Source organism: Pseudomonas sp. NMI542_15 (assembly GCF_021283425.1).
GTDB classification, from domain to species: domain Bacteria; phylum Pseudomonadota; class Gammaproteobacteria; order Pseudomonadales; family Pseudomonadaceae; genus Aquipseudomonas; species Aquipseudomonas fortuita.
Genome location: NZ_JAJSRO010000001.1, coordinates 54,201 through 71,185, shown reverse-complemented (window position 1 = coordinate 71,185; position 16,985 = coordinate 54,201). Strand labels below are relative to the sequence as shown.

Annotated in this window: 14 protein-coding genes; 8 read left to right on the top strand and 6 right to left on the bottom strand. The window is 60.5% G+C overall.

The window, feature by feature from the left end; all coding sequences use genetic code 11:
• Positions 1 to 64 precede the first annotated feature (64 nt).
• Positions 65 to 973: a LysR family transcriptional regulator gene (locus LU684_RS00310; RefSeq protein WP_016487474.1), complete on the top strand. Its 909-nt coding sequence runs from the start codon at positions 65 to 67 to the stop codon at positions 971 to 973.
• On the opposite strand, the gene LU684_RS00305 is transcribed toward LU684_RS00310, so the two are convergent.
• Positions 974 to 1,492 carry a DMT family transporter gene (locus LU684_RS00305; protein WP_060518284.1) on the bottom strand — a complete coding sequence of 173 codons (519 nt, stop codon included), beginning with the start codon at positions 1,490 to 1,492 and terminating at the stop codon, positions 974 to 976.
• 220 nt (positions 1,493 to 1,712) lie between these two features.
• Between LU684_RS00305 and LU684_RS00300 the strand changes: the two genes are divergently transcribed.
• Positions 1,713 to 2,477, top strand: a complete 765-nt coding sequence (locus LU684_RS00300; RefSeq protein WP_232893994.1) for a hypothetical protein — start codon at positions 1,713 to 1,715, stop codon at positions 2,475 to 2,477.
• 4 nt (positions 2,478 to 2,481) lie between these two features.
• Here the strand turns inward: LU684_RS00300 and LU684_RS00295 are convergent, their stop codons facing one another.
• From LU684_RS00295 to LU684_RS00285, 3 genes are all read right to left on the bottom strand, one after another.
• On the bottom strand, positions 2,482 to 3,063 hold the full coding sequence (locus LU684_RS00295; protein ID WP_102689901.1) for a hypothetical protein: 582 nt from the start codon (positions 3,061 to 3,063) through the stop codon (positions 2,482 to 2,484).
• Between the two features lie 151 nt (positions 3,064 to 3,214).
• Positions 3,215 to 4,507, bottom strand: coding sequence for a PQQ-dependent sugar dehydrogenase (locus LU684_RS00290; protein WP_016487478.1), 1,293 nt, complete (start codon positions 4,505 to 4,507; stop codon positions 3,215 to 3,217).
• Positions 4,504 to 4,932 (bottom strand): DUF2231 domain-containing protein, encoded by a 429-nt coding sequence (locus LU684_RS00285; RefSeq protein WP_016487479.1) that lies wholly within the window; start codon positions 4,930 to 4,932, stop codon positions 4,504 to 4,506. The genes LU684_RS00290 and LU684_RS00285 overlap by 4 nt, the downstream gene beginning before the upstream one ends.
• Before the next feature lie 166 nt (positions 4,933 to 5,098).
• Between LU684_RS00285 and LU684_RS00280 the strand changes: the two genes are divergently transcribed.
• The 4 genes from LU684_RS00280 to LU684_RS00265 all read left to right on the top strand — a co-directional run bounded on the left by LU684_RS00280 (position 5,099) and on the right by LU684_RS00265 (position 10,665).
• Positions 5,099 to 5,386, top strand: a complete 288-nt coding sequence (locus LU684_RS00280; protein ID WP_080642783.1) for a DUF4189 domain-containing protein — start codon at positions 5,099 to 5,101, stop codon at positions 5,384 to 5,386.
• A gap of 314 nt (positions 5,387 to 5,700) precedes the next feature.
• The gene (locus LU684_RS00275; protein ID WP_232893993.1) at positions 5,701 to 8,661 is read left to right on the top strand and encodes a T6SS effector BTH_I2691 family protein; all 2,961 of its coding nucleotides are present in this window, start codon (positions 5,701 to 5,703) and stop codon (positions 8,659 to 8,661) included.
• Between the two features lie 32 nt (positions 8,662 to 8,693).
• Positions 8,694 to 9,587, top strand: coding sequence for a DUF6708 domain-containing protein (locus LU684_RS00270; RefSeq protein WP_232893992.1), 894 nt, complete (start codon positions 8,694 to 8,696; stop codon positions 9,585 to 9,587).
• Positions 9,588 to 9,783: 196 nt separating this feature from the next.
• Positions 9,784 to 10,665: a DUF6708 domain-containing protein gene (locus LU684_RS00265; RefSeq protein ID WP_095115137.1), complete on the top strand. Its 882-nt coding sequence runs from the start codon at positions 9,784 to 9,786 to the stop codon at positions 10,663 to 10,665.
• Here the strand turns inward: LU684_RS00265 and LU684_RS00260 are convergent.
• Both LU684_RS00260 and LU684_RS00255 read right to left on the bottom strand, forming a co-directional pair.
• Positions 10,652 to 11,464, bottom strand: coding sequence for a class I SAM-dependent methyltransferase (locus LU684_RS00260; protein ID WP_232893991.1), 813 nt, complete (start codon positions 11,462 to 11,464; stop codon positions 10,652 to 10,654). The genes LU684_RS00265 and LU684_RS00260 overlap by 14 nt on opposite strands.
• Before the next feature lie 283 nt (positions 11,465 to 11,747).
• On the bottom strand, positions 11,748 to 13,934 hold the full coding sequence (locus tag LU684_RS00255) for an OsmC domain/YcaO domain-containing protein (protein WP_232893990.1): 2,187 nt from the start codon (positions 13,932 to 13,934) through the stop codon (positions 11,748 to 11,750).
• A 343-nt stretch (positions 13,935 to 14,277) separates the two neighbouring features.
• Here LU684_RS00255 and LU684_RS00250 point away from each other — a divergent pair, with 343 nt between their 5' ends.
• Together LU684_RS00250 and LU684_RS00245 are read left to right on the top strand one after the other, a co-directional pair.
• Positions 14,278 to 14,733, top strand: coding sequence for a (2Fe-2S)-binding protein (locus LU684_RS00250; RefSeq protein ID WP_016487486.1), 456 nt, complete (start codon positions 14,278 to 14,280; stop codon positions 14,731 to 14,733).
• Entirely contained in the window at positions 14,733 to 16,982 is a 2,250-nt protein-coding gene (locus LU684_RS00245) for a xanthine dehydrogenase family protein molybdopterin-binding subunit (RefSeq protein ID WP_232893989.1), read from the top strand. Before LU684_RS00250 ends, LU684_RS00245 begins: the two co-directional genes overlap by 1 nt.
• Positions 16,983 to 16,985: the final 3 nt, after the last annotated feature.

Sequence of the window (16,985 nt, the reverse complement as noted above, 5' to 3'; positions counted from 1 at the left end):
CGGCGATATGCAAGGCTTGTTAAGCTAATAAAGACCCCTGGAATGCACCAAGGCCATTTACCCCATGGATGAACTGCGCAAGATCGACCTCAACCTGCTGCTCGCCCTGCATGCCCTGCTCAGCGAAAAGCACGTGACCCGTGCCGCCCTGCGGCTGCACCGCAGCCAACCGGCGGTCAGCCACGCGTTGGCGCAGCTGCGCAAACACTTCGACGACCCCTTGCTGGTACGCCAAGGCGGCGGCATGGCCCTCACCGCCCGTGCCCAGTCGCTGGTAAAACCGCTGCAGGATGCGTTGACCCATCTCAACGGCCTGCTGGCCACCCCCCAGTTCGACCCAGCCAGAGCCCAGCGCCGTTTCCGGCTGTCACTGTCCGACTACTCCTCACGCATCATCCTGCCACCCCTATTGCGCCACCTGCGTCAGATCGCACCTGGGGTGGACCTGGCCATCAGCCAGGCCAGCCGTGAAACCATGCTGGCCCAACTGCTCGATGGCGAACTGGACCTGGCACTGGGCCTGTTCCCGGAGCTGCCCCAGGACATCACCGCCCAGCCCCTGTTTGCCGACCATTTCATCAGTGTTGCCGATCGCCAGGTGTTGCCCGCCAGCGGCAGCCTGGCCCTGACAGACTGGCTGGCACGCCCGCATGTGCTGATGGCCATGCGCCCGGATGCCTTCGACGAAATAGAGCGCGCTCTGGCAGCATCAGGCCTGCGCCGCCGTATCGCCTTGGCCTTGCCACACTGGAGCGCGGCAGTAGAGGTACTCGCTGGCACCGACCTGATCCTCACAGTGGCCAGCCGCGCGGTAGGGTCGTTGCGCCAGCACAAGACGCTGCGCCAGTTCACGCCGCCACTGACCATTCCCTCGTTCGACTACCAGCAGGCCTGGCACAGCCGCAAGGACAGCGACCCCGGGCACCGCTGGCTGCGCGAAACCGTGTGGGCCTGCAGCCAGCCGGGACGCTGATCAGCCTTCTGGCTGCTTTACCGTGGTGATTGCACTGGTCGCTGGCGCCGTCGCCCAGGTGCCTTGAACCAACAGCACGCCACACAGGATCAGCACTACACCTGCCACCCTGGCCAGGCTCAGCGGCTTGCCACCCAGCCCCATCACCCCGTAGTGGTCGGCGAGCACTGCCGTGATGATCTGCCCAGCCACCACCAGCACCAAAAAACCCGCTGCGCCCAGCTTGGGCGTAAGCGCCGCAGCGCCCGCCACATACATGGCCCCCAGCACACCCCCGATCCATAGCCACCACGGCCCCTGCAGGGCCTTGCCCAGCTCTGGTACGGGAACCCTGAGGATCAACAGCGCGGCGATTACCACTAGCGAACTCACGGTCAACGATGTGAATGCCCCCCACAACCAATGCCCCAGGGCACGGCCCACGGCAGCATTACCTGCGGCCTGAAACGGCAATACCGCCCCGGCAAGCAACGCCAAGGCAAAGGGAAGCAGCAGTAGGCACAGGGTTTTACTGAACATGGCAGTCCTCATTGCTGAAACATATTGAAGCCATGATCGAAAATTCCCTCCATCTATGGAAATCGAAACCCTGCACACACCTTATTCGCCAGGCGCATATGCGAGTCCGTTTTTTGCCCATGAGCTAGGATACTGTGCTGTCGCGAAACCCCAGGGGCCATACGGGCACGGGTCACAGCAGCAAGAAAAAACAAACACCTGATGTGATGGAACACATTCGATGACTGATGAACGCAAAAACCTGATTGATCACGGGCAGTTGCCAACCCGCAACCTCGCCGAATGCCTGGCAGTAAATCAGGCCACCCTGGTCGGCTCATTGGCCAGCCTGCTACCCGACACACTGGTCGAACAGTTGCTCGCCTGTGCTGAAGCAGCAGCGACGCTGGGCCTTTCCAAGAAAATCGCAGCCATTGGCCTTGAGCTGGGGCATTGGTTGGAACAAGCTTCCTCGCCAATCCGCCAGCACGTATTCGAACAATGCAGCTCGCATGTTTCCGATACCGTGCGCAGCTGGGCCGCCTTTGCCCAAGTGCATCTGTCGCGCACGCAGGCGCTGGAGCCAGCGCTACTGGTTCAGTTGCGGTTTGCCCGCGATGAGCATTTTGGCGTGCGCGAGTGGGCCTGGATCGCCCTGCGTCCGCGCCTGGTCCAGGAGTTGGGGACTGCGCTCACCCTGCTCGGCCAGCATGCCGGCGATGCGGACCCGCTGGTAAGGCGCTTCTGCATCGAGGTGCTGCGCCCCCGTGGGGTCTGGTGCGAGCACATCACCGCACTCAAGCAGACGCCTGAAGCGGCCGAGCCAATGCTGGTACCGCGCCTGGCAGAAGCCGACAAGTACGCCCAGGACTCAGTCGCCAACTGGCTCAATGACGCCAGCAAGACCCGCCCGGACTGGGTGATTCAGCTGTTCGTACAGCATCCGCCGTCATGCAAGGCATCACGACGGATCCATTTACGGGCAACCCGTAGCCTGTCTCGGTAAATAGTCAGCGCGACGTTTCGACGCGCAGCACTTCGGTAAAGATCGCATCGACCGTCTGGCCGACCTCGAGATTACTCATGCGCGCCTGTAATTCCGGGTTTTCGACCTTGACCACCTGCAGCTTGCCCTCAGGTGGCAGCAGGCTCACTTCGTGCGTCTTGAGGTCGATCTTCTTGATCTGCGAGGTGACCCGGACCTGGCGGAATGCCTCGCCACCCGGGTTGGGGTTCTGCGCTGTGGCGCGAATGGTGCCGGACTCCTCGGTGGCCTTCGGCGCCCCACCCACATCGGTGTTGAGCACATAGGCCACGGCGCGGGTAACAAAGATATCGACCTTGTCCCCGACCTTGAGGTTAGGCAGGGCCTTGGCCTGATCCGTGAGCTGGAACGTCACATCCGCTTTGTTATCAGGGCCTTTCACCGTGACCTGGCGGTTGGCCTGGTCGATAGCTGTAACCTGCGTGGTGACATGGCTTTCCAGTGCCTCACTGGCAATCGGAATATCGGCAGCGTACGCCGTAAAGCTGGCAGCGGATGCCAGCGTGGCCAAGGCAACAGCACGAGCGAGAGAGCGAATCGGGTTCATAGACCTGCTTCCATGTGATCAAGCAAAAAAGGGCGCGAATTGTTCACGCGCCAACAAGCATAGACGGTGCCCGCCACCCTGCCGGCGCCAGTTACCTCACCGGCTCCTGGGTGAACCCACCCCACGGGGGTGGATCCGGTCACACCGCTGCTCAACGGTTACGCGTCACCCGCCATACCGTATTGGCCAGGTCATCGGCAATGATCAACGCCCCACGCGGGTCCACAGTAACGCCCACCGGCCGCCCACGCGTCTTGCCATCCTCGCCGCGGAAGCCCGTGGCAAAGTCGATGGGCGCCCCTGCCGGCCTGCCATTGCTGAACGGCACGAATATCACCTTGTAGCCCACCGGATCGGGCCGGTTCCAGCTGCCGTGCTCGCCCACGAACACCCCGTCGGCAAACTCCTTGCCCATGGCCGGGATCGAGAAGTCGACACCCAATGCAGCCACATGCGAGCCCAGGCTGTAGTCCGGCTTGATCGCCGCAGCCACCTTGGCCGGGTTTTGCGGCCGCACCCGATCATCTACATTCTGCCCCCAGTAGCTGTAAGGCCAACCATAGAAGCCACCTTCGCGCACCGAAGTGAGGTAGTCCGGTACCAAGTCGGGGCCCAGCTCATCGCGCTCGTTAACCACCGTCCACAACTGCCCGGTCTGCGGCTGAATGGTCAATGCCGTCGGGTTGCGCAAGCCGGTGGCGTAAGGCCGGTGCGCCCCGGTTTCGGCATCGACCTGCCAGACCATCGCCCGATCGATCTCCACCTCCAGGCCGCGCTCGGTGATGTTGCTGTTCGAGCCGATCCCCACATACAGGTAGCGACCATCAGGGCTGATCGTCAGCGCCTTGGTCCAGTGATGGTTGATCTCGGCCGGCAGGTCGGTGACCTTGGATGGCGGGCCGTCTGCCTGGGTCTGGCCATCCTTGTAGTCGAAACGCACCAGCGCATCCTGGTTGGCCACATACAGCTTGCCGTTGGCAAAGGCCAGGCCATACGGTGCGTTGAGGTTTTCCGCGAACACGGTCTGCACCTCATAGGTGCCATCGCCGTCGGCATCGCGCAACAGGGTCAGGCGGTTGCCACCTTTGACCTGCGTATTGCCCTTGGCCTTGATCTGGCTGGCGATCACATCCTTGGGCTTGAGCTTGGCCGCGCTGCCGCCCCTGCCCTCGGCCACCAGGATGTCGCCATTGGGCAGCACCAGGCTCTGCCGCGGAATCTTCAGGTCAGTGGCAATGGCTGTGACGTTGAAACCCTCCGGCACGGTCGGTTTCTGCTCGCCCCAGGCCACCGGCTGGGCAATCTTCATGCTCGGCAACAAGCCGCGCTGCGGCTCGGGCAACTTGGGGTCCGGACCATGGGCCTGGGTACGCTCGCCGTCACCACCACAGGCACTCAGCAACACCGCCATGCTCAACAGGCTCAATGCATGCAAAGGCTTCATGCTGCACCTCCCGAGCGCAGGTTGCTCAAGCCGGTCCAGGCAGCCACTACCGAGAGCACGGTCACGATCACCGACAACACCAGCCCCGACGGCATCACCGCCCAGGCGTCCTTGGCGTGCTCGAACGCATTGATCAAGCCGAGCACCCAGGTCACCAGCAGCAGCACGAAGTACAGCGTGGCGCGCCCGCCCTTGCGTTCGGCGCGGACCAGGTTTGCCAGCGCGAACAACAGTGCCAGCCCGCAGAACACCAAGGCACCGGCAATCAGCCAGGCGGCGAAGTTGCTCCACTGGATCTGGTAGCTGTTGAAGTAGGCGATATCGCTCAGCAGTGCGCCAAGGAACAACGGCACACTGCCTGCCAGCAGCAGGGCGTGCAGCGGGCTGGGCGTACAGCGGTAGAGGGTTTGGTCAGTAGCGGTCACAGTGCCTCCTTTTCATTCAGTGACCCAGGGGGCTGATGGGCTTGCGCCATCAGGTGAGCGCAAGGTGCGCTTAGCAAAGGAGCCCCTTCGCGACGCGATAGTTCACCGCTTCGCTACAATGAAATATCCTGCAAGGCATTTGCTGCCAAGCGCAGAAGGGGAACACGTGAGCAGACCAAACGCATCCTGGGCCCTGACCACCCTGCTCGCCCTCAGCCTGGCGCTCACCGCTGGTTGCTCCAGCAAAGGCAGCAAGGCGCGCTACGCCACGCCTGCAGTAGGCTCCAACTGCTTCGCCAAAGCCGTACCCACGACTGGCGAAGGCGGCCTGGCCTGGGGCAATACCCTGAGCATTGCGCGGCAAAAATCCATGAACAATTGCATACGCTATGCCGGCCGCTCGGGGGGCGCACCTCGAACTTGCCAAGTAGTGATGGCCAAGTGCAAGAACTGAAAGTTTAACGACCGCCTAATATGTAAGACAACTCCCACAGAAAAGGTCAAACTTTCCACTTATAAAACCACACTCGCGGAACACAAAAACATTCAAATAAAATATTACACTTTCAGCCTCGACCAAGAAGCAGAAATCGAGGCATTGTCTGTCGCCTGAGCCTTAACAAGCCGATCGTTTTTTCATCTCCTGAAACAAGGAAGATATTTCCTACAGCATTAGCCTCAGCCAACTCTTCCAGTCGTTATTTGCACTGGAACAGGCCGTTCTACGCGTTTGGTCTGAAAAGACTGCTCTCTGAGCAAGGAACTCGCATGAGCAATTCTTCCGTTAGCAGCGCCACTTCCGGTCCCGCCTGTACTGCACGCATCCCCATCCTGCCAGTGCGCTATGCCATCGTGCCACGCACCGGCGACACACCCGCCTGCCGCTATGCCAGTGCGGGTTTCAATTTGGAACAAAGCTTCCCCCCGCTGCAACACTCTGCCTACACCCTGCGCGCTTTGCGCCCGGGTTATGTCTACGTGTTCATGAAAGGTCCGAAGGGCGAAAAGCTGGTCATCCATGAGTACGTTGGCGCGGGTCTTTACAAGGAACTGAGTTACAAAGGGCTGGAAAACTACCACCTGCGTGATCGCTATCTCTCCAGCCGGAGCATGGGCTGGGTGTGGGCCGATACCTGCCCCGATACCGCCAGGCAAGTGTGGATCGGCTACAGCCCCCACCTGTGGACCAACGCCGTGACCGCCCGCATCACCGGTTCATCAGCCCTGCGCAAACGGCATATGCGCCAGCTGGACATGGCCGAACTGATCGCCAGCAGCCAGGCGCCATCCACCCAGCCCCATGTGTTGCCGGTCAGTGCCCTGCAAACCTGGGTCGAAGACTTCAAGCCAACCGAACGGCGCATGCCGCTGACCTGGAGCAGCGACCCGATCACCGCAACCTTGCCTATCGGCAACCTGGTCGCCGTGGCACGTCACTACCCCTGGACCCAACCGAAGGTACCGGTGGTAGTAGCACTCGCCGACGCCGAAGGCATGGCCCTGGACCTGAGCCTGTCGGTCTCGGCCTACCAGCATCAAATGCGCGACCTGATGCCCGCCGAACAACTGGCACACACAAAACCCGCGCAACCTCCCGAGCAGGAGCCCGTGCCGGCGTGCTACCGCCTGGATGCCGAGCAACTGAGCGCGCACAGCCGCGATTTTCACCATCGCAACCTGGTGGGCATGCTGCTGAACAAGACGCTGGAAAGCATGTACCCGGCCGATGCGCCTTCACCGGAACTGGCCGCGTTCAGGCTGGGCACGGAGCGGCGTGGCCCTGCGCTGTCTGCGGCCGAGTCACATTTCCAGGCCCTCACCCATGAGGATTACTCCCCCAACGGCGCGCGCCTGGCAAAGCGCATCGATATCGCCAAATACCGGCGTTTCCTTGCCGAACGCGACGAGGTCGAACGGCGTATTGCAGCCCTGCGCAACCTGGCGTTGCAAGCCAGCAATGATCATGACGCCTGGCTGGCCACTGCCGAATCGCAACATATCGACAACCCCCACAGCCTGGCCGCCGCCCTGGCGTGTTACGACCGCGACGAACGCACCTCCGCCCGCGGCCTGGAAATCTCGCTGGCTTTGCTGATTCACCCGATGGGCCAACCGACACCCGGCACCGAAGAGCATGACCGACGCTTCAAACGCCTGGAGCAATGGTTGGACCAGCACGACAGCCCGCTTTACACCGCCTTGGCGCCGTTCAATCCGTTCAAGGACAAAGCGGATTCGACCGGCTCTTTGTTCGGTGCCAGCGACAACGTGATCGAAGGATTGGTGGGTCGCTTCCCGGCCATGGCCGACATCACCGACCTTACCGCCCAGGCGGTCAATACCGTAGTGCTCAAGCGCCTGCGCGGGCAAACCCGCTGGGATGCCAGTCATGGCCTGCGTCAGCAGGTGCTGTTGGCGGCGCGGGAGGCGAATGCCGAGAAGGCGTTGGGGCTGTTGGCAGCGCGCTATCGAATCACCGAACAGGCCATCACGGAAAATCCATTCAGCCAGGAGGCACAGAAGTATTTGAAGAGCGGCATGGCGCAGGTTGAGGAAATGAAACAACTGCGGATCTCGGGTAGCCGGACAATATCGATAGAACTGACCACCACTGCGCGAGTGAAGCCCAACTTTCTCGGGTTGCTCACCTCGGGCGGTGGGGGTGGTTTGAACGCGGGGATGCTGTGGTTCAACATCTTATCGCTGAAGACGGCCTATAACAGCCTGCAAAAGAACGATGCACCGGAATACACCTTGGGCTTTGCTTCATCGATTTTTGGGGTGATCGGTGCAGCGGCGGCGACGATGGTCAGCGTGCGGGCAACGCAGAAGGCTGTAATGCTGAAATTGAGTCCGACCGCACCAGGCATGGCCTTTGGCAATGGGATCATGAAGTTCTTAAGCAGTAACTTGTTCGCGCGTTTGGCCGGATACCCTGCAATAGCATTCAGTCTTTTTTCAGATTTCTTCAAGGCAAAGCGCCAGCAAGCGAACGGTAATCAAGCAGCTGCCGATTACACGTTGGCTGGTGGTCTAACCATGGCCGTTGGTTCCGTGGTTGTTCTTGAAGCCGGGCTCGCTGTTGCGGGCGCGACAACATTAGTACCTTTTGCCGGATGGGCCGCGGCTGCCCTTGTCCTCGTAGGCGTAGCCATTATTGCAGGAGGCTTGTACCTGCACGCCAAGGCACATGAGCATCTTCACAACTCAATTGAGCTGTGGGCCGCACGCAGCATCTTCGGTAATCGCATCAATGATGGAGAGGGGCGCCCTGGCATTACATTGGACTATGAGCAGAAACTTCCGGCTCACGCCTCGCTACAAACTGAAATCAAAGCTTGGCACAGCGAGCATTACGGACCAAAACTACTATCGGCCGAACAGGCCCTGTCACTCGGCATACCTAAAGTTGACACTAAATGGCATCGGAATGATCACTGGTCTCTGCCCAACTGGACTGCCATCACCCATAACGAAGTAGCCACACCTCAACCAACCGTTGAGTTCGCGGTGCTGCTGCCTGGCTTTGTACTCGGGGTAAGCGAGTGGTCAGGACGCTTGAGCACTCTCCGTGACGATCAAGGAATGGACGTATTCCCAATCGCTCCAACTGGCCACCTCGTAGGTGCAGGTTTGGTTCTGCATTTCGAGAACACGCTAACCAACCAAAATCATGTCTTACTGCATCTCGCTTACAGCGCCAATCAAGGGTTGGACGAAGACAATTAGATCCTCGCAACTTTCCGTCTGGAATGCTGACCATGGCAACCATCTGGATATTCAATTCAACGTCAAATTCTGGGCACAAACCTGCAATTGAAGGGCAACTGGCAAGCGTATCCGAGAACACTTTATGCCTGCGAAATCCATGGGTAACGGACTCTGTTTTTATGGGAAAAATTTATTGCGCAATGATTATCGCATCATTAATAGTTTTCTACCCCTACCTACTATCCAGCGAAGCCTGGAACCCATACACCTTTAGCTATACTTTCATTACCCTCACAGTGCTTGGACCTTTCATTTTCCTACCCTTCTTAGCTTATCGAATATATTTCATAAAGCGCTTATCAAGCTTATGTTTCAACCGATCAACTCAGAAGATTTACTATCAGCGGTTGAGTAAGCTATTCGTCTTTGAATGGGCCAACACCGGCGGAGGCATTTTCAAACGCACCGAATACGGCGGATCATCATTCAGCACGAGCTATGCCCTCGCCTTCGCCCCTCGCCGAGCGGATGGCAGCCTCCACCAAAAAGACTGCCTGTGGGTCGACAGCAACGCCCCCTCCGCACCTGGTGTCAAACACGTCGCTGAAGTCTGGGAATACCTTCGCCATTTCATGGATCACGGCCCGGACAAACTCCCCCCGCCCGGCGAACCCAACTGGTGGCACAAACCGCTGCACGCCATCTGCCTGACCCCGGCAGAAGCCTGGCAACACTATGCGCCCTGGCGAACCGGCGAGCCCGGTGAAATGCAGGGCAAAAAGAACTGGCAACTGCCGTTCTGGGCGGTGCTGTTCCCCTACAACCTCACCGTCGCCATCTGCTGGTACGGCATCTGTCGCCTATTCAATGTTCGCGTCGCGTCACCACCGCCTGAAGCGTTTGAGGAGCGCCCGGCACATTCGGCCAAAGGGAAGCGCGCATGACTGATGCCTCCATCAGCAGTGCCACCTCCGGCCCTGCCTGCAGCGCACGCATCTCTGTAGGTGCTGGCTGAGTTCTGCATTTCGAGAACACGCTAGCCAACCAAAATCATATCTCACTGCATCTCGCCTACAGCGCCAATCAGGGGTTGGACGAAGACAATGAGACCCTGTCGATTTTTCGTTTGGAACGCTGATCATGACAACCATCTGGTTATTCAATTCAACGTCAGATTCAGGGCACAAAGCCGCTATTGGCGGTCAACTTTTAAAAGCATGTGAAAACAACCTATGCTTAAGAAACCCGTGGGTAACAGATTCTGTTTTCATGGGAAAATTGTACTGCGCATCGATTCTGATAGTAATGATCGGCATCTACCCTTCCTCTTTCTTTTCAAGTGACGCCTGGAATCCGCACACATTTGACCCAATACTTACTATCGGATTCGCACTCACCCCGTTCATATTCCTCCCCTTCCTCATCTACCGAATATTTCTCATAAAGGGCTTATCTAACATCTACCTCAACCGATCAACACGAAAGTTTTACTATCAACGACTGAACAGGGTATTGGTTTTTGATTGGGATAATATGGGCGGGGGTATTTTCAAGCGTGTTGAGTTTGGCGGTTCATCCTTCAGCACCAGCTACGCCCTCGCCTTCGCCCCTCGCCGAGCGGATGGCAGCCTCCACCAAGAAGACTGCCTCTGGGTCGACAGCAACGAACCCACCGAGCCCGGGGTCAGACACGTCGCCGAAGTGTGGGAGTACCTCCGCCATTTCATGAACCACGGTCCGGACAAGCTTCCTCCTCCCGGCGAGCCCAATTGGTGGCACAAGCCACTCTACGCCATCTGCCTGACCCCGGCTGAAGCCTGGCGCCACTATGCCCCCTGGCGTACCGGCGAGCCCGGTGAAATGCAGGGCAAGAAAAACTGGCAACTGCCGTTCTGGGCTGTGTTGTTCCCCTACAACCTAACGGTCGCGATCGCTTGGTACTTCGTCTGCAAGCTTTTCAATGTCCGTGCAGCCCCCCCACCCGCGGAGGCATTGGAAGGAGCGCCTGCTAGCCCCGAATGACCACCACCTCAATGTATTCACTCGGCACCACCAACGATGAAGGCCCCGCGACGTTGTTCTCCTCCAGCAATTGGGTCAGATCCCGCTCCAGCGCACTGGCCGCCTCTGGCTCCAATGAGGCAAACGCCTTGTGTACCGGCCCATACCAGGTGCGGAACACCTCGATGAAATGCGCCGCCGAGCGATAGCGGAAGTTGAACTGCTGACGACTGACTTTCAGTTCGCCGAGCGCCCCTTCGAACATCACGCGCAACTGCTCCTCATCGCCCCAGCGCGAAGGCGGCAAGGCACCGGGGGGTGGCGGCACATGCCGGCTTAGCATTTTGAACATCAGCCCGACAAAGCCTTGCGGGGTCCAGTTGGCCAGGCCGATGCGGCCACCGGGCCGGCACACCCGGACCAGCTCGCGTGCGGCCTGCGCCTGATCAGGGGCGAACATCACGCCGAAGGTGGAAAGCACGGCATCGAAGGTACCGTCGGCAAACGGCAACGCTTCGGCATCGGCCGCCTGGAACAACACATTCAAGTGCTCGGCCCGCGCCCGCTCTTCGCCTCGCTTGAGCAATTCGGGCACATAGTCGGTGGAGGTGACGCGACAGCCGCGGCGGGCAGCGGCCAAGGTGGCGTTGCCGTTGCCGGCAGCAACGTCCAGCACCTGCTCGTCCCAGCGCAAGCCGCAGGCCTCGGCCAGGCGTTCGCCAACCAGTTGCAGGGTGGTGCCGATTACCGCGTAGTCACCGCTGGCCCAGGCGGCCTGCTGACGGGCTTTAAGGGCGTTGGTGTCCAAAGGGGTGCTCATGGTCTGCGCCTTCTTGTTGTGCGCGGCCGAGGTCCTTCTGGCGGTTAACGCGCCATATATTGGGGGAAGAAAAAATTACGCGCCTTTCAAGCGAAGCGGAAAGACGCTTTGGGGATAGCGCCAGGTTCAAAGTGCTATATGAGAGCTGCTGACCCAATCGCCGGCTAGCCAGCCCCATCAAGTTCAGCACAACGCTCAAGAACGGTGCAGTACCTGTGGGAGCTGGCTTGCCGGCGATGAGGGCGGTACAGCCAGCACAAAATAACGAGTGGGACCGCAGCTCTCAGGCGAATTTGGCCCGGGCCGCATGCAGCTTCTTGTAGCTGTCGATCAGGCGCAGGTGGCGGTCGAGGCCTTCGAGCTTCATGCTGGTCGGAGTCAGGCCGTGGAAACGCACGCTGCCGTTCACCGAACCCAGCACCGCGTCCATGCGTGCATTCCCGAACATGCGGCGGAAGTTGGCTTCATAGTCATCCAGCTGCAGTTCGTCATCCAGCTGCACTTCCAGCACCACGTTCAGCGCCTGGTAGAACAGGCCGCGTTCGACGGTGTTGTCGTTGAACTGCAGGAACGCCTCGACCAGCTCCTTGGCATCCTCGAAACGCTGCACCGCCAGGCAAATCAGCAGTTTCAGCTCGAGAATGGTCAACTGACCCCACACGGTGTTCTCGTCGAACTCCACACCAATCAGCGTGGTGATGGTGGTGTAGTCATCCACATCGCAGTTGTCCAGGCGCTTGAGCAACAACTTCAGGGAGCGACTGTCGAGGCTGTGCAGGTTGAGGATGTCGGCACGGAACGACAAGGCGCGGTTGGTGTTGTCCCAGATAAGGTCCTCGACCGGGTAGATTTCCGAGTAGCCCGGCACGAGGATGCGGCAAGCCGTGGCACCGAGGTTGTCGTACACCGCCATGTACACCTCCTTGCCCAGCGCTTCGAGGATACCGAACAGGGTAGCGGCTTCCTGCTGGTTGGAATCCTCGCCGTGGCCGGAGAAGTCCCACTCCACAAATTCGAAGTCGGCCTTGGCGCTGAAGAAGCGCCACGACACCACGCCGCTGGAGTCGATGAAGTGCTCGACAAAGTTGTTCGGCTCGGTCAGCGCATGGCTTTCGAAGGTCGGCTGCGGCAGGTCGTTGAGGCCTTCGAAGCTGCGCCCCTGCAGCAATTCGGTGAGGCTGCGCTCCAGCGCCACCTCCAGGCTCGGGTGAGCGCCGAACGAGGCAAATACGCCGCCGGTGCGCGGGTTCATCAACGTCACGCACATCACCGGGAACTCGCCCCCCAGCGAAGCATCCTTGACCAGCACCGGGAAGCCCTGCTCTTCAAGGCCCTGGATGCCGGCGACGATCGCCGGGTACTTGGCCAGCACGTCCTGCGACACATCCGGCAGGCACAGCTCACCTTCGAGGATTTCGCGCTTCACCGCACGCTCGAAGATTTCCGACAGGCACTGTACCTGCGCCTCGGCCAGGGTATTGCCGGCGCTCATGCCATTGCTGAGGAACAGGTTCTCGATCAGGTTGGACGGGAAGTACACCACCTGCTGGTCGGACTGGCGCACGAACGGCAGCGAGCAGATGCCCCGGGCGGTGTTACCCGAGTTGGTGTCATACAGGTGCGAACCACGCAGCTCACCGTCCGGGTTGTAGATTTCCAGGCAATGCTCGTCGAGGATCTCGGCCGGCAGCGCGTCGCGCGGGCCAGGCTTGAACCACTGCTCGTTCGGGTAATGCACGAACGGCGCGTTGGCCAGCTCTTCGCCCCAGAACTGGTCGTTGTAGAAGAAGTTGCAGTTCAGGCGCTCGATGAATTCGCCCAGCGCCGAGGCCAGCGCCGCCTCCTTGGTGGCGCCCTTGCCGTTGGTGAAGCACATCGGCGACTGCGCATCGCGCACGTGCAGCGACCACACATTGGGCACAATGTTACGCCACGAAGCGATCTCGATCTTCATCCCCAGCCCCGCGAGGATGCCCGACATGTTGGCGATGGTCTGCTCCAGCGGCAGGTCCTTGCCGGGGATGTAGGTGCTGGTGTCTGCCACCGGCATCAACAGGCCCTGGGCATCGGCATCAAGGTTGTCGACCACTTCGATCACGAACTCAGGGCCAGTCTGCACAACCTTCTTGACCGTGCAGCGGTCGATGGAGCGCAGGATGCCTTGGCGGTCCTTGTCGGAAATGTCCTCGGGCAGCTCGACCTGGATCTTGAAGATCTGGTTGTAGCGGTTTTCCGGATCGACGATGTTGTTCTGCGACAGGCGAATGTTTTCGGTTGGGATGTCGCGGGCCTGGCAGTACAGCTTGACGAAGTAAGCCGCGCACAAGGCCGAGGACGCCAGGAAATAGTCGAACGGGCCTGGGGCCGAACCATCGCCTTTGTAGCGGATCGGTTGGTCGGCGATCACCGTGAAGTCATCGAACTTGGCTTCGAGACGGAGATTGTCGAGAAAATTGACCTTGATTTCCATGCGGGATTACCGTGATTTAAGCGTGTAAAACGAAATTGGCCGGCATTATCCGGGTTTTTACGCCAGAAGTCCTGTTTGCCTGCCTGGCCCCTCGCCGGCAAGCCAGCGCCCACAGGGACTGCATATCTTTCAACTCTTACGCCGACCTGTGGGCGCTGGCTTGCCGGCGATGGCGCCAGTACAGGCTTGCGTATTCCGCCGGATTGCTTGCCTGATCCTCTGAACCTGGCCCAACCACCAGACCAGCGGTCACACCGCTGTGCTAGCTTTTCTGCACTGGGGAACAACGTATTCCCCGCATAGAAAAACATGGCAACAGCAACCGATGACTGGCAGGTGAACCATGGAACTACGCATTAACCAGCAGACCTACCAGGTCGAGGCGGACGCCGACACGCCCTTGCTGTGGGTGATCCGCGATGATCTGGGGCTGACCGGCACCAAGTATGGCTGCGGCCTGGCCCAGTGCGGCGCCTGTTCGGTACTGGTGGACGGCAATGTAGTACGCGCTTGCGTCACCCCGGTGGCCGGTGTGGTGGGGCGCGAGGTCACCACCATAGAGGCCATCGAAGCCGATGCCGTTGGCAAACGGGTGGTTGCGGCCTGGGTCGAGCACCAGGTGGCACAGTGCGGCTATTGTCAGTCCGGCCAGGTAATGGCCGCCACGGCGTTGTTAAAGCACACCCCCAAGCCAAGCGACGCGCAAATCGACGCGGCCATGGTCAACCTGTGCCGCTGCGGCACCTACAACGCCATTCACGCTGCCGTGCATGACCTGGCGCAAGGGGAGCAGGCCTGATGAATACGCCCGTAGAGACCCCTGCCGAACTGCTCAGGCTGCAACTGGGCGAGACAGTCAATTTGTCGCGCCGGCGCTTTCTTGCCGGCACGGCTGTCGGTGCCCTGGTGCTGGGTTTCGGCCTGCCAATGGGGTCGGGCCGTGTGCAGGCAGCGGTTGCAGCCACCCCGGAACGCGGTACCCAGGTGCCCGCTTTTCTGGAGATTCGCCCAGACGGCACGGTACGCCTGCTCAGCCCCTTTATGGAAGGCGGGCAAGGCCCTTTCACCGCCATGGCGCAAATTGTGGGTGAAGAGCTGGATGTCGACCCCGTCAATTTCGTGGTCGATAGCGCACCACCGGGCGAAGCTTACGTGGTGATGGAAAACGGCATGCGCATCACCGGTGGCAGCATGTCGGTGCGCATGAGCTACCCGACCATGCGCCGCCTGGGTGCCCTTGCCCGGGCCATGCTGCTGCAGGCCGGCGCCGAACAACTGGGCGTGTCGGTCGACGAACTCTCGACCACGCCAGGAAACGTGGTACATACCACGACGGGGCGTTCGATACCCTACGGTGACCTCGCCGGGCGCGCCATGGACCTGCCGGTACCCGACCCGGCCAGCGTCAAGCTGCGTGACCCCAGCCAGTTCCGCTGGATCGGCAAGCCCGTTCGCCGCCTGGATGCCTACGACAAGTCCACCGGCAAGGCACAGTACTGCATCGACATAAAGGTCGACGGCATGCTGCACGCCGCCGTGCAACACGCACCACGTCTGGGCATGACCGTGGGCAGCGTGCGCAACGAAGATCAGGTCAAGGCCATGAAAGGCGTGCACTCCGTGCACCAACTGCCGGGCGCAGTGGCCGTGGTTGCCGAGCGTTGGTGGCACGCAAAGCGTGCGGTAGAGGCGATTCAGGTGGACTGGAAAGAGCCGGCCGCCGACAGCAACGTGCGACCGATGCCGGCCGACTTCTCCAGCGACGCATGGCGGGAACACCTCGCCAACGTCGAGGGCCCGGCGCGGGACGAAGAAAACGAAGGCGATATCGCTGGCGCCCTGAGCAATGCCAAGACCAAGGTCGAGGCCAGCTACCACAACCAGTACCTGAACCATGCCCAGCTCGAGCCACCGTCCGCCCTCGCCCGCTTCAACCCGGACGGCAGCCTGGACGTCTGGCTGCCCAACCAGGCCCCGGACATGTTCCGTGATGACATTGCCAAGCGTACCGGCCTGGAACCTGCGCAAATCAACCTGCACTCGCCGCTGCTGGGCGGTTTCTTTGGCCGCCACTTCCTGTACGACTCGGCCAACCCCTACCCGCAGGCCATTGCCTTGGCCAAAGCGGTTGGCCGGCCGGTAAAACTCATCTGGAGCCGCGAAGAGGAATTCCTGCGTGATGTGCTGCGCCCGGTTGCAGTGGTGAAATTCCGCGCCGGGCTGGATGCCGATGGCATGCCAGTGGCCCTCGAAGCGGTCAGCGCCACCGAAGGCCCAACCGAGGCTCTTGCTGGCAAGCAAGGGGAAAAGATCGACCCGACCGCGCTTGAGGGGCTATCAGGCAAGTCGTACGCCATCGCCAACAAGCGCATTGCCCAGATCTACGTCAAAGGCCCGGCCATGCTCGGCTACTGGCGCTCGGTGGGTAACTCGTTGAACGACTTCTTCTATGAATCCTTCCTCGATGAACTGGCAGACAAAGGCGGCAAGGACCCGTTCGAACTGCGCCTGCACCTGCTGCGCGACAACCCGCGCCTGACCACCCTGCTGAACGCGGTCGCCGAGCTGTCCGGTGGCTGGAAACGTGGGCCCTTCACTGCCGAGGATGGCAGCAAACGGGCACGCGGCGTGGCAATGGCCTCACCCTTTGGCTCGGAAGCGGCAGTCATTGCCGAGGTGTCGATCGAGAACGGCCAGGTCAAGGTGCACGACATCTGGCAGGCCATCGACCCGGGTAGCATCGTCAACCCGGCGATCATCGAACACCAGGTCAACGGCGCAGTTGCCCTTGGCCTGTCGCAGACGCTGGTGGAAGAAGCGGTCTATGTGGATGGCAAGCCGCGCGCACGCAACTACGACCTGTACCCGATCCTGCCGCCCTCACGGATGGCACGTGTGCATGTACGCATTGTCGAAAGCGGGGCGAAGATGGGCGGTATCGGCGAGCCACCGCTACCCGCTGTAGCCCCGGCTGTGGCCAACGCGGTCGCGCAGCTTACCGGCCAGCGCGTGCGTAGCCTGCCACTGAGCCGCCATACCTTCAGCTGACTG